Genomic DNA, 13,899 nt, shown 5'->3' with positions numbered 1-13,899 from the left:
CGATCCATTAATCAATGGATAAGCGGGGGCTGTTCTTTTGATTTAACCCATTCAGTATTTTACCTTGATCACCCTGGCAGCGCGCACTTCATCCAGTCGTCTGACAGATGTCTGATGCGGGGCCTGGGTGACGGTTTCCGGCGTTTCGGCGGCTTCGCGCGCAATCGCGATCAGCGCGTTCGCGAAGTCATCGAGCGTTTCTTTGCTCTCGGTTTCCGTCGGCTCGATCATCAAGGCTTCCTCGACGATCAGCGGGAAATAGACGGTCGGAGCATAGTAGCCGTAATCCAACAAGCGTTTAGCCATATCCAATGTCCGCACGCCGCCTTTCTTCTGGCGGTTGCCAGAAAGGACGAATTCGTGCTTGCAGATGACCGGATAAGGCGTGTCGAAATCGTTCTCGAGAAGCTTGCGCAAATAATTCGCATGCAATACGGCGCTCTCAGAAACTTTGCGCAAGCCGACTGGACCCATTGTGCGGATGTAGGTATAGGCTCTGACAAGGACGCCGAAGTTGCCGTAATAGCCTTTGACCGGCCCAATCGAAGCGGGATGATTGCTGTTCAGCACATAGCCTTCTTCCGTCTTCTCCACTCTCGGGATCGGCAAGAACTCCTTGAGATAAGCTTTTACGCCTACCGGACCGGCTCCCGGTCCGCCACCGCCATGCGGCGTGCTGAAAGTCTTGTGCAGGTTCAGGTGGACGATATCGAAGCCCATCGTGCCCGGCGTCGTTTTGCTGAGGATTGCGTTCAGGTTCGCTCCGTCGTAATACAGCAATCCGCCGGCTCCGTGGATGATTTCGGCAATCTGGACGATGTCGCGTTCAAAAAGGCCCAACGTATTCGGATTCGTCAGCATCAAGGCGGCAGTCTGGTCATCGACTGCGTTGCGCAAGGCTTCGAGATCGACCAACCCTTCAGCGGTCGATGGGATGCTTACCACATCGAAGCCCGCGATATGCGCGCTGGATGGATTGGTGCCATGCGCACTATCCGGCACGAAGACTTTTGTGCGCTGCAGGTCGCCATTCTTTTCATGGTAAGCCCGCACCATCATCAATCCGGTCCATTCGCCGTGCGCTCCGGCTGCCGGCTGCAAAGAAACGCCATCCATGCCGGTGATGACTGCCAGATCATCCTGCAGCTCATGCATCAGTTGCAGTGCGCCTTGGACGGTCTCCACCGGTTGATACGGGTGGATGTTGGCGAACCCGTCCAAGCGGGCGGTCACCTCATTGATTTTCGGATTGTATTTCATTGTGCAGGATCCCAGCGGATAAAAGCCGTTTTCCACGCCGAAATTATCCTGGGAAAGGTTGGTGTAATGGCGCATCAGTTGCAGTTCGCTGATTTCAGGCAGTTCGGCTGGCTGTTTGCGGACAAGATGCTCCGGCAGTTTTGCTTTGAAGTCCGTTTTCGGGACATCGCTTTTCGGCAGGGTGTAGCCGACGCGACCCGGACGGCTTAATTCAAAGATCACATTTTTCGTTTTACGCATGGTTCATACCCTCCAATACCGCAATGAATCGGTCGATTTCTTCCTTCGTGCGTTTTTCGGTGGCACAAACCAACAGCTGATTCGGCTTATGATAAGTCTCCGCCAAGCTGTAACCGCCGATGATTCCCGCCTCCAGCAGAGCGCGGTTGGCTTCTTCGGCTGGGAAAGACAGATCGATGACGAACTCATTGAAGAATGGCGCTTGGTTCAGGATCGCGAAGCCTTTAGCCTGCAAAGCTTGGGCAAAATAAGCCGCTTTGTCGACGTTCAGCTGCGCCATTTCCTGGACGCCCTGCTTCCCGAGGGCCGCCATGCAGACGGCGGAAGCCAACGCATTCAAGGCTTGGTTCGAACTCATGTAGGATGTCGCTTTTTCGCGGCGGATATGCTGCTCCCTGCTTTGGAGCGTCAACACAAAGGCGCGCTCCCCAGCCGCATCCACGGTTTCCCCGACGATTCTGCCGGGAACTTTGCGGATATGCTTTTGATTAACGGAGAAGTAACCGCAGTGCGGGCCGCCGAATGACATCGGCAAACCGAAAGGCTGCGTGTCGCCGACAACGATATCCGCACCCAAATTGCCGGGCGCTTCGAGGATTCCCAGCGCCAACGGATTGGCCATCACGATCAACAGCGCCCCTTTGTCTTCGGCGATCTTTTTAACAACAGCCAAATCTTCCACCGATCCGAAGAAATTCGGGTATTGGACTACGATCGCAGCGGTATCCGGAGTCGTCAGGCATCTTGTGACATTGAAATTGGTGACGTCCTTCTCCATCAACACTTCGATGACATCCAGACCGCGACCTTTTGCGGCGGCGTGGATGACGGCACGGGCATTCGGATGGACCGCTTGTGAAAGCACGATTTCGTTCCGTTTCGTGACTGCCGCTGCCAAACCGACTGCTTCACTCAAGGAAGCGAATCCATCATATAAGGAAGAGTTTGTCGCTTCCATCCCGGTCAATTCGCTGATCATCGATTGGAATTCAAAAATCGCCTGCAGCTCCCCTTGACTGGCTTCCGCCTGATAGGGTGTATAGGCTGTATAGAATTCGGAGCGCGAAATCACTGCATCAACCACGCTCGGAATGTAATGATCGTAGGTTCCGGCGCCCATGAAGATCGGCATCTGCCCGGCGCTGACGTTTTTTTCGGCCAAAGCTTTCATTTGCTTCAATAGTTCCGATTCGGAGACGGCAGACGGAATCGCCAATTCTTCCTTCTGGCGGATCTCTTCAGGGATATCCGTGAACAGGTCCTCCATGCTTTTGACCCCGATGACAGCCAGCATTTCCTTCTCGTCTTCGGCTGTATCCGGTAAATAACGGAATTGCTCCTCAGTCATCTTATGCTTCCTCCTCGGCCACGAATGCTTCGTACTCTTCGTAGCTCAACAATTCATCCAATTCGCTGGCATCGCTCAAGCGCATTTCGTACATCCAGCCACCTGCAAAAGCTTCCGCATTGACGGTTTCTGGCGCATCAGCCAAAGCCTCGTTCTGTTTGATTATTGTTCCGGAAACCGGCGCATACACTTCCGAAACGGATTTTACGGATTCAACAGTGACCGCTTCGTCCCCTTTGGCCAATTCCGCATCCAGATCGGCAACATAATCGACGAACACGATGTCGCCCAGTTGTTCCGCCGCATGTTCCGTAATGCCGATGCGTACCGTATCATCCGTGATTTTTTCTACCCATTCATGCTCTTTTGTGTAATAAAAATTTTTGTGGTCTGCCATGTTGATCATCCTTCCGCGCAGTGCGCTGGTTTATTGTTATAGAGAATTATAAAATTTATCCTTATTCAATAATGATGGCTAGCTTCACGGGTAAGCCCTTCGGAAATTATATAAATCGTACCTATTGCGCTCTACGATGCTCAGTCGGCACGATTTCCTAAATTTCTTTCAGGGCTGAACGAACCCGTTCAGCTTTTCTTTCTTTTATAAAATGGTTTCGGAATGATTGTCGCTTGGATGCGTTTGTTGCGTATTTCGATCTGGATTTCTGTGCCGATGGCGGCCGCTTCCGACTTCACCAAGGCCATCCCGATACTTTTCTTCAAAGTCGGCGATTGCGTTCCGGAAGTGACGATTCCGATTTCCTCCCCGTCCAAGGAAAAAACTTTGTATCCTTCGCGTGGGATCCCTCTTTCGGTTGCTTCGAAACCGACGATCTTTTCGGATGATCCGTTTTCGCGGATTGCCGTCAAGGCCGCTTTGCCGATAAAATCGCTCGTTTTTTTCGTTTTGACCGCAAATCCCAGCCCAGCCGCCAACGGATTGATTTCCTCGGACAATTCATGGCCGTAGAGCGGCATCCCTGCTTCCAGGCGAAGCGTGTCCCGCGAACCGAGCCCGCAAGGCAACACACCGTAGGCTTCCCCGGCGGCCAACAGTTTTTCCCATAAGGACGCGGTCTGTTCACCAGCCAGATACAATTCAAAGCCGTCTTCGCCGGTATAGCCCGTCCTCGAAATCAGGACATGCGGAATGCCCGCCACTACCTGGTCCGCGATGAAATGATAATTTCCGATGGCATCCAGATTGGCTTCCGTCAGTTCCTTCAAAATCTTGATGGCTGCCGGTCCCTGCAGGGCGAGCAGGCCTATGCTGTCGGAAATATTGTTGAGGATCGCTTCCGATCCGTTGTTTTGCTGCATCCATGCATAGACATTATCCGTGTTGGAAGCATTGCAGACCAACAGGTAGCGCTCTTCGTCCATTTTGAACAAGATGACATCGTCGACTGCCCCGCCATCCGGATAACACATGACATTGTATTGGGCTTGTCCGATGGTCATCTCGCTGACATCATTCGTCAGCAGCCCGTTCAGGTAGCTTTCGGCTTCCCCGCCGGATATTTCGATTTCCCCCATATGCGAACAATCGAATAGTCCGGCGCGTTCACGGACTGCTTCATGTTCGGCAAGAATTCCGGAAAATTGGATCGGCATCTCCCAGCCTCCGAAATCAATCAGCTTCACGCCGTTCGCTTTATAATACTCAAATAATGGCGTGCGTTTGCCTATCGTTGGTTCACTCACGTACAAATCCCCCTTTTCTTTCCTGGATTCCGCATTTTTTACGACTGTTTTTCGGCTTTCCGTCACATTAACGTGTAACCGCTTCACGTCCCTTTGTTATCTATTTTAGCACAGAAAACGGGCAATATACTCTCATAATAGATCGTTCGCATTAAACGCAAATCCATCCTCACAATAGCATGGTTCATTTCAAATTACGAAAAATATGCTTACGTTATGAAGAATTACGATTCATATAGTTCGTATTTTGTCCAAAAACGACATTTTTCTCAATTATTAACAGATTCTTAAAAAGGTAGTTGTAAACAAGCAGAATAATGTGTAAAATGAATAATTAAAAAGATATAATTGATTTCTCTCGCCAAATTTTCATCTTTGGCGGAAATCACGAATCATTTTTAATCATTGTATAAGAAATGTTTCTGAATTTAATAAAACTGGCGAGGTGGAAATATTGAAAAAAGTTTTGGTTGCAAATCGCGGCGAAATCGCGATACGTGTATTTCGTGCACTGACTGAACTGAAAATCCCTACTGTTGGCGTTTATGCGCAAGAGGATGAAGGTTCTGTGCACCGTTTTAAAGCAGATGAAGCCTATTTGGTCGGAAAAGGCAAAAAGCCTATCGACGCCTATCTGGACATCGAAGACCTGATCCGCATCGCTAAAGAATCCGGTGCAGACGGCATTCATCCAGGATATGGTTTCTTATCTGAAAATATCGACTTCGCTAGACGTTGCCAAGAAGAAGGCATCAAATTCATCGGCCCTTCTTTGGAACATCTGGACATTTTTGGCGATAAAATCAAAGCAAAAGTTGCGGCTGTGGAAGCCGGCATCCAGTCAATCCCAGGTTCAGACGGTCCAGTCGCAAACATCGACGAAGTCATCGAGTTTGCGGAAACCTACAACTACCCAATCATGATCAAAGCGGCTTTAGGTGGCGGCGGACGCGGTATGCGTATGGCCTTCAACGAACAAGAAGCCCGCGAAGGTTTCGAAAGAGCCCGCAGTGAAGCTTTAGCAGCATTCGGCAGCGATGAAATTTATGTCGAAAAATACATTCAAGATCCAAAGCACATCGAAATTCAGATTTTAGGGGATGAGCATGGCAACATCGTTCACCTTTACGAGCGCGACTGCTCCGTGCAACGCCGCCATCAAAAAGTTGTCGAGGTGGCACCCTGCGTTTCCATGTCGGATAAAGTTCGCCATGAAATCTGCAACTCTGCACTTCAATTGATGAAACACGTCGGCTATGTGAATGCCGGAACTGTTGAATTCCTTTTGGAAGGCGATCAATTCTACTTCATCGAAGTGAATCCGCGTGTCCAAGTGGAGCACACAATCACAGAATTGATCACAGGAGTCGATATCGTGCAATCACAGATCCTGATCGCCCAAGGTCAAGATCTGCATAAAGAAATCGGCATCCCGCAACAGGCAAATATCCCATTGATCGGCGCTGCTATCCAATGCCGGATCACGACGGAAGATCCGTTGAACAATTTCTTCCCTGACACCGGAAAAATCAACACTTACCGTTCTCCAGGCGGCTTCGGTATCCGATTGGATGCTGGTAACGGATTCCAAGGTACGGTCGTAACACCGTTCTTCGACTCCTTATTGGTTAAATTATGCGTACACGCTTCGACATTCGATCAAGCCGTCCGCAAAATGGAACGTTCCCTGATTGAATTCCGTATCCGTGGCGTGAAAACGAACATTCCGTTCATGTTCAACGTCATTACGCACCCGATCTTCGTATCAGGCGATGCGAAAACGACTTTCATCGATACGACGCCTGAATTGTTCGAATTCCCTAAAACGCGCGACCGTGGTAACAAAACGATGCAGTACATCGGAAACATTACCGTTAATGGCTTCCCGGGCATCCAAAAAGGCCACAAGAAATTCTATGATAAGCCTAGAATCCCGACCGACATTGTCGTGCCGGAGCAAAACATCATTACTGCCAAAAACATTTTGGATGAAAAAGGTCCTGCAGCCGTGAGCCAATGGATCAAGGACCAAAACCGTGTGCTCTTGACGGATACGACTTTCCGTGACGCGCACCAAAGCTTGTTGGCTACCCGTATCCGCACAAACGAGATGCAAGCCATCGCAGCCGAAACGCAAGCAGCAATTCCGCAACTGTTCTCTTCGGAAATGTGGGGAGGAGCTACCTTCGACGTGGCCTACCGCTTCCTGAGCGAAGATCCATGGAAACGATTGAAGAAACTGCGCTCGCAAATGCCGGATACGCTATTGCAGATGCTGTTCCGCGGATCGAATGCAGTCGGATACCAAAACTATCCGGACAACGGTTTGGAAGAGTTCATCAGACTTGCCGCTAAAAACGGAATCGATGTTTTCCGTATCTTCGACAGCTTGAACTGGACGAAGCAGATGGAAAGAAGCATCCAGTACGTGCGCGACAACAATAAGATCGCTGAAGCAGCCATCTGTTACACAGGCGATATCAATGATCCTACACAAACGAAATACACGATCCAATACTACAAAGAGATGGCCAAAGAGCTGGAATCATTGGGCGCACACATCATCGCGATCAAGGATATGGCCGGTCTTTTGAAACCGCAAGCGGCTTACCGTCTGATCAGCGAATTGAAGGATACCGTCGACCTTCCGATCCATCTGCATACGCATGATACAAGCGGAAACGGCATCTACACGTACTCAGAAGCGATCAAAGCCGGCGTCGACATCGTTGACGTGGCCATGAGTGCCATGAGCGGTACGACCAGCCAACCGAGCATCAGCAGCTTGTACTATGCTTTGGAAGGTTCTGAACACGAGCCGGACATCAACATCCATAACGTTCACAAAATCAACCGTTATTGGGAAGATATCCGTGACTACTACGAAGAATTCGAAGGCGGCATCCAAACGACATCAACAGAAGTCTACAATCACCAAATGCCGGGCGGACAATATACGAACCTGCAACAACAGGCGAGCGCTGTCGGCTTGACCGATGAATGGGATAAAGTCAAAGAAATGTACGCTGACGTGAACAAAATGTTCGGCGACATCGTGAAAGTGACACCATCCTCCAAAGTTGTCGGCGATATGGCCCTCTTCATGGTCCAAAACAAACTGAATGAAGAAGATGTCTACGCAAAAGGTGAAACCATCGACTTCCCTGAATCCGTCATCAGCTTCTTCAAGGGCGACTTGGGTCAACCTACAGGCGGATTCCCTGAAAGATTGCAGGAAATCATCCTGAAAGGCAAAAAAGCCATCACAGAAAGACCGGGCAGTTTGCGTGAGCCGATCGACTTTGTTGCTTTGAAAGCTGAGTTGGAGGAAAAAATCCAACGCACAGCCAGTGATGAGGATGTCATCAGCTACCTGATGTACCCACAAATTTTCTTGGACTATGTCGCAGTCTACGATAAGTTCGGCGATGTCACAAAACTTGACACCCCTACTTTCTTCCACGGCATGCGTACAGGCGAACAGATTGAAGTTCAGATCGAAAAAGGCAAAACTTTGATCATCAAATTGAACTCGATCGGTGAACCGGATTCGGATGGGATGCGCATCCTTTACTTCGAACTGAATGGCCAAGGCCGTGAGATTGAAGTCAAAGACATGTCCATCACCAGTACGAAAGCGATCCGCAAAAAAGCAGAGCCTACCAACAAAGAACACGTCGGCGCAACAATGCCTGGTTCTGTATTGGAAGTACTCGTCAAACGCGGCGATCGCGTATCGCAAGGCGATCCAGTCGTGATCACCGAAGCGATGAAGATGGAAACGATGATCCGTTCAACAATCAACGGTGTCGTAGATCAGATCTATGTCATCGACGGCGATCAGATCGAAGCCGGAGACCTGCTGATCGAGATCGAGGCAAAATAAAAAAAAAGCGGAACGGGTTCGTTCAGCCCTGAATGAATTTTAGGAAATCGTACCGCCTGAGCATCGAAGAGCGCAATATGCTGAGAGACTTCCTGCGTCAGCAGGTTAGTCGAATAGTATCCTTGGCTCGCAGAGACAAGGGGTTCCTTTATCCTTTCCGAAAGGCTTACCCGTGTAGCTAGACAACTTATTATACGCACTAGAAGGAGCAGATTTCTGCTCCTTTTCTTATTGAAAGAATGCTATCGCAAGGAGGAACTTTTTTGAATAATGAATTAAAGCCATATATCCATGTCGCTCAATACTATGAAACCGATCAGATGAAAATCATCCATCACTCCAATTACATCCGTTGGTTCGAGGAAGCCCGCGTGGACTTTCTGGACCAGATCGGCGCGAATTATGCAAAATTGGAAGAAGCCGGCATCACCAGCCCAGTCCTTTCTGTTGAAGCGCACTACAAGACGATGGTCCGGTTCGGGGATTCCGTCTATGTCCTGACCGAAGTTTCTTCCTACACCGGCGTGAAATTGGGCTTAACCTACCGTGTCATCGATGTCGCAACCGGTGAACTGCGCACAACCGGCAAAAGCCAGCATTGCTTCCTGAATGATGCTGGACGCCCGGTTTCGTTAAAGAAATTCAAACCAGATGTGCACGATAGCTTCGAAAAATATCGCGATCATATTTTTAATATTTGATCAGATATTTCCGTATTCTTGTGCCAATAAGCAAAAAGGGACCGGCCCTTAACGAGTCGGTCCCTTTTTGCTTATTTGATCATTGCTCATTTTGCTCCAGTAAGTTGATGAATCGGTCGGTCAGGTTCGCGGTGAACCCCCAGAGTCGATGGTCCTCAAGATGGTAGAACGGCACGCTATGGACGCCGATCCTGAATTTATAGTCCTTCCCATTCGGAATCAATTCGAAGGGAAAATCATCAGGATGTTCCAACCGGACCGTCGAGGAATAATAGGTCGGCCTATTGTCCATGAAATACTGAAGCGGCACCGTGAAGATTTCCTGCACTTCCTTATTGAAGCGGATATCATCCTTGTTCACACCGACGATTTCGCCGACATAGCAATGGATGATCGCACGCTCATTCATGATATAGTCCATTTCCCCCAAAATCGTGATGTTGTCCCTTTTTATGTTCAATTCTTCCATTGTTTCCCGGATCGCCGTTTCTTCAAAGCTTTCCCCCGGCTCCACAGCCCCGCCCGGGAATGAAGTATCCCCCGGTTGGGAGATGTGTTCGCCCCGAACTTCATAAAGCACATGAAGCTCCTCTTCCACCCTGATCAAAGGAAGCAACACGGAAAAGTAACGTTGCTCTCCGATCGGCATGGGTTTACGTTCAGCCAATATTTTTTTGATATCCTCCAGCATCATGTCCTCACCTACCGCTTGTTTTTCTTACATTATACACGTTTTTATCTCGAATTCGAAACATTATGCTCAAACCGCACCCCAAGCCTATCCGGGGATGATTTTCACATGGAATTTACGGTTACGTGGGCCATCATAATCCCAGAAATAGATGCTTTGCCAAGTACCCAACAGCATCTGTCCTTCCGCCACGATGATCATTTCGCTGACACCCGTCAGCGAGGACTTGATGTGCGCATCGGAATTGCCTTCGACATGTCTGTAACTTCCCTTGTTCGGAAACGTATCCGTATACCCCCAATTGAGGTCCTTCTGAACATCAGGGTCAGCATTTTCATTGATCGTGATGGCTGCTGTCGTATGCGGACAGAAAACGACCATGATGCCATCTCTTACGCCGCTTTTCGCCAATGCGTCCTCTAGATAGACATCGATGTTCGTCAGCGACTGTTTGCCGCTTGTCTGGATGCGATAAGTAAACAGATTTTGGCCCATCCTCTTCCCCTCCATTCTGCAACATAAGGGCATTTCCTGAAACTCAGCAACTTAATTTGCGTCCACAGAAATCTGCCATTCGACGCCATAACGATCCGTCAGACTGCCATACAATGGGCTCCAGAAAGTCTGTTGGAGTTCCATGCCGATGGTGCCGCCATCGGCCAAGCGTTTGAAGACGGCTCGGGCTTCCTCTACATCAGCGTAGGTAAGTGTCAACGACAGATTATTGCCTAAACGAAATTCCATTCCCGGGAGAACATCGGAAATCATCAACATGGCGCCATTCTTCAGTCTGATCTGTGCGTTCATGATCCGTTCCTCCACACCTGGCGGCAAGGAAAATGCTTCTGCCGTCTCGGATTCGTCCTTCGGGGCTTCCCCGAAGGATGTCATACCGATCAATTCGCCACCAAGGACCTCCACATAAAAATGTGTGGCTTCCTTGGCATTGCCGTCGAAATTCAGATAAGGGAATAAGCTTGTCAACATACGGATTCCTTCTTTCGCTCGTATTTTATTTTTAAACCTCAACGCACGACTTCAATGCCTGCCACATTTCCCACATCATGGTAATTTTTCCCGGTTTTCTTGTCTGTGAAATCGACCGTGACGATACCGGAAAGTCCTTCTTTGCCGATCTTGTTCATCCCTTGGTCTGTCGGCGCCAGCAGCGCCTCTCCATGGAGCACTTCCGCGCAGATCGTCAGGGAGGCGGATGCGTTGGAAACTTCGATTTCGATGCGATCATCAGTCAAGAGGCCCAAAGTGAATTTGCTGCGGTTATAGGTCGCAAAACGGTATTCCTCCCCATCCAGCATGAAACTGCAGATGAAGCCTTCGAACGAGGAACCTCGAAAAGGGATTTTCGCCACCGAGAAGAAGAGGCTAGTCTGCTCATTCCGGAAATGGTTGCATTGGATCCAGACATATTCATCCGGGAAGGACGTCCCCCAATCCTTCTCGAGGTAGCCTTTGCCGCCCGTAAAATCACCGGTTTTGGTTCCGATCGCCACTGTTCCATCGATCGCATGAGTCATGCTGATGACGCCGTGGTAGCACTCCATATTGGGGATGTAGGCGAAGAAACCCATGATGGACGGAGAAACCGGCGTCCGTTTGATCGTTTGGAAAGGCCCCAGTTTCAGGATGCCTTCTATCCGGAAATCATCCTCCTCCAGGTGCACACTGACGAGCATTTCCGAGAAGACGCTGCTGCCCACTTTCAGCAAAAAAGGGCTTCGGTTGCATTTGAACTCAGACAACGGGTAGCGGATGTATCCGGTCCGCAGCTCTTTTTCGAGCGTATTTCCGCTATGGACATAGGAATATTGGATGAAACAATGAGGGTCTTCCTCCGTAAGCGAAATGCCGGGAATCAGGCTGAGGACGGTCTTTTCATCCGCCGATACACTCTTGAAATACCAGCCTTCAAAATAGGGGCCTTGTTTTTTCAGGTCACCTTGAAACAGGATCGGATGGGTCACTTTATTCGCCATGGTACAGCGCTTCCTTTCGCATGCATTCTTATCTTTACTATGCAACAACAGCCCATGGTCCGTCAATTTTTTTAAATTGCAGATCGATCTTTTTCCGTTTTATCCAATACCGTCAGAAATGTTTGTTTATGGAATTTGAACGCTAACTCCGATTTAGGTGTGCCCTATTGGAGAACAGCATTGCGCCAGTCAGCTCAAATCCGGCGAGCGGATGTTCACCGGAGGAGCTGTTTTTATGGACCGCCGAACTCCGGCGAAGCCGTCGTGGTAGGAGGTGATCGTCTTTTAGTCTCTCCTCCTCCGGCAAAGCAACAAAAAAGAGCCCGCCTTAAATAAGACGGACTCCTCTTCCGATTGTCACTTATTCCTTGATGATGGATACGACGCGTGCACCATCCACTTCTATCGTCACACTGTCACCGGCTTTGATGAACGGCAACTGCTTGTCGATGGATACTTTGGCGACATAAATGGTTTCTGCTTCGCCCTCCAGCGTGAAGTAATAGGTCGTTTCGCCACCGATGACCACTGATTCCATGGCCGTGATGGCACCGCTGATGGTTTCGGTCTCGACGATTTCTTCGGCTTCATCCTCGTCTTCCGTTGCACTCACGACGCCGCCGGTATAGGCATTCCAGGCCGCAGCCAAGGAATTGCCAGTCCCGACTTTCTGGTAGTTCGTCGCATTAACGAAGGCGTACATTTTGATCAACCCGGCATCATCCTTCAAGGACAATTGATAGACCGGCTTATTTTCCATGTTGAACAAAAGCGGGAAAGTACTGATGTAGCCTTTTTCCTGCACGGATCCCTGGGCGCTTTCCATAGCGCTCCATTCTGTGGCAGTGCTGATGTTGTAGCGTTTCGATTCCTTGGTCCTCGAATTGACGAGCACAAAACCGATGTTGGACTCATCCGCCGCTACGGAAGTCAAGCCGGTATACAGATACAGATCGTCATTCAACACGATGTAGTTGTAGCCTTGTGCATTCTGGATGACGCCCTTCTTGCTGATGACGCTGTTCAGGTAGCCGCCTTGGTATTGCCCGTTGTAATTGATCTGCGTCATCACCATATTCGCCGGGAACACGCGGTCTACCCAATCAGGCACATCGGAAACACTGTAACGCGAAATTTCACCCGTTGAAGCATCCACAACGAAAACACCAACGACTTCCTTGGGCCCCATGAAGCTGAATTTCTTTTCAACGATGGGCGCGATGTAGTAAGGATTGCCCTCTTCATCCAATTCAAAGACCGGATTTTCGAACATCACGGTCGGATAGTTGAAAAAGATGTGCCGTGTGATATCATCCCCGAAAAAGCCGGAATGGGAGTAATGGATGTTCTTCTCAAGCTCCACCAATTCAGCATCCCCCGTCACCATATCGACAGTCACATAATGCGGAATCCCGTCAGATCGGTTGTTCAACCAACGGAAAAAACTGACATATTCCAATGGCGAGACACGGACCGAGTCGCCTTTATAAGCAATCTGCGTATATTCCGTGCTGACATCAAATTGCGAAACCAAATTGAGGACTTCGCCGAGTTTGCGGCTGCCCAAACGCTCCGCCATATCGCGGTCGATCGTCGGTATCTGCGCAGGGTCCGTGATAGTCAGGTCCTCCTCGAAATTGCCTTCCGTATGCGTAATCAAGCTAGCATAATCCTTGGCCCTGAAAATTTGGGAACCAAGGAGCATCCCCCCGATAACGAAAACGATACTGATCCCGATAATGGCTCCGGTAACTTTGTTGACCTTATCTGCTTTCGTCCGATCCAAAATGTTCATCAATCCCGCACTCGCAACCAAATACAAAAACATATTCGTCCAAAACTCCGGCGACTGGATCGACACCGGGGTCAACGCCGAATACCAATATCCTAAAAGAACGACTGCCGGTAGGCCATAGGCAATCGCCACACTTTTCCAATTTTTCACAACTCTGCACCCTCTCTTTTCCTTCATTCATCCTTTTTCGATCACGTAAGGATTTGTTGCTGTTATTATACCATTTTTTTGAGTTATATTTCGATTTTCAATATATGGAATTGTTTGACCCTCCTGACAG

General features: G+C 49.3%; 11 protein-coding genes. 2 read left to right on the top strand and 9 right to left on the bottom strand.

Annotation, left to right across the window (positions count from 1 at the left end; genetic code table 11):
• Nucleotides 1-51: 51 nt before the first annotated feature.
• From gcvPB to gcvT, 4 genes are all read right to left on the bottom strand, one after another.
• Nucleotides 52-1,500: an aminomethyl-transferring glycine dehydrogenase subunit GcvPB gene (gene gcvPB / locus ACTCCX_RS00220; RefSeq protein ID WP_272162278.1), complete on the bottom strand. Its 1,449-nt coding sequence runs from the start codon at nt 1,498-1,500 to the stop codon at nt 52-54.
• Nucleotides 1,493-2,848, bottom strand: a complete 1,356-nt coding sequence (gene gcvPA, locus ACTCCX_RS00215; protein ID WP_272162279.1) for an aminomethyl-transferring glycine dehydrogenase subunit GcvPA — start codon at nt 2,846-2,848, stop codon at nt 1,493-1,495. The genes gcvPB and gcvPA overlap by 8 nt, the downstream gene beginning before the upstream one ends.
• 1 nt (nt 2,849) lies before the next feature.
• Nucleotides 2,850-3,245 (bottom strand): glycine cleavage system protein GcvH, encoded by a 396-nt coding sequence (gcvH, locus tag ACTCCX_RS00210; RefSeq protein WP_272162280.1) that lies wholly within the window; start codon nt 3,243-3,245, stop codon nt 2,850-2,852.
• A gap of 188 nt (nt 3,246-3,433) precedes the next feature.
• Nucleotides 3,434-4,552, bottom strand: coding sequence for a glycine cleavage system aminomethyltransferase GcvT (gene gcvT, locus ACTCCX_RS00205; protein ID WP_463274190.1), 1,119 nt, complete (start codon nt 4,550-4,552; stop codon nt 3,434-3,436).
• 454 nt (nt 4,553-5,006) lie between these two features.
• On the opposite strand from gcvT, the gene ACTCCX_RS00200 reads away from it, so the two are divergent.
• Both ACTCCX_RS00200 and ACTCCX_RS00195 read left to right on the top strand, forming a co-directional pair.
• The gene (locus tag ACTCCX_RS00200) at nt 5,007-8,438 is read left to right on the top strand and encodes a pyruvate carboxylase (protein ID WP_463274189.1); all 3,432 of its coding nucleotides are present in this window, start codon (nt 5,007-5,009) and stop codon (nt 8,436-8,438) included.
• A gap of 263 nt (nt 8,439-8,701) precedes the next feature.
• Nucleotides 8,702-9,139 carry an acyl-CoA thioesterase gene (locus tag ACTCCX_RS00195; RefSeq protein WP_463274188.1) on the top strand — a complete coding sequence of 146 codons (438 nt, stop codon included), beginning with the start codon at nt 8,702-8,704 and terminating at the stop codon, nt 9,137-9,139.
• Between the two features lie 79 nt (nt 9,140-9,218).
• Here the strand turns inward: ACTCCX_RS00195 and ACTCCX_RS00190 are convergent, their stop codons facing one another.
• From ACTCCX_RS00190 to ACTCCX_RS00170, 5 genes are all read right to left on the bottom strand, one after another.
• On the bottom strand, nt 9,219-9,833 hold the full coding sequence (locus ACTCCX_RS00190) for an NUDIX hydrolase (protein WP_463274187.1): 615 nt from the start codon (nt 9,831-9,833) through the stop codon (nt 9,219-9,221).
• Nucleotides 9,834-9,917: 84 nt separating this feature from the next.
• Nucleotides 9,918-10,325, bottom strand: a complete 408-nt coding sequence (locus ACTCCX_RS00185) for a secondary thiamine-phosphate synthase enzyme YjbQ (protein WP_463274186.1) — start codon at nt 10,323-10,325, stop codon at nt 9,918-9,920.
• Nucleotides 10,326-10,376: 51 nt separating this feature from the next.
• Nucleotides 10,377-10,817 carry a VOC family protein gene (locus tag ACTCCX_RS00180; protein WP_463274185.1) on the bottom strand — a complete coding sequence of 147 codons (441 nt, stop codon included), beginning with the start codon at nt 10,815-10,817 and terminating at the stop codon, nt 10,377-10,379.
• A 38-nt stretch (nt 10,818-10,855) separates the two neighbouring features.
• Complete coding sequence (locus tag ACTCCX_RS00175) at nt 10,856-11,824, bottom strand: tocopherol cyclase family protein (RefSeq protein ID WP_463274184.1); 969 nt, start codon at nt 11,822-11,824, stop codon at nt 10,856-10,858.
• Nucleotides 11,825-12,185: 361 nt separating this feature from the next.
• Nucleotides 12,186-13,769, bottom strand: coding sequence for a hypothetical protein (locus ACTCCX_RS00170; protein ID WP_463274183.1), 1,584 nt, complete (start codon nt 13,767-13,769; stop codon nt 12,186-12,188).
• Between the last annotated feature and the right edge of the window lie 130 nt (nt 13,770-13,899).

The organism is Trichococcus sp. (assembly GCF_055118575.1).
Note: the sequence above shows the minus strand (reverse complement) of the source record. Positions and strands in the feature narration are given on the sequence as shown.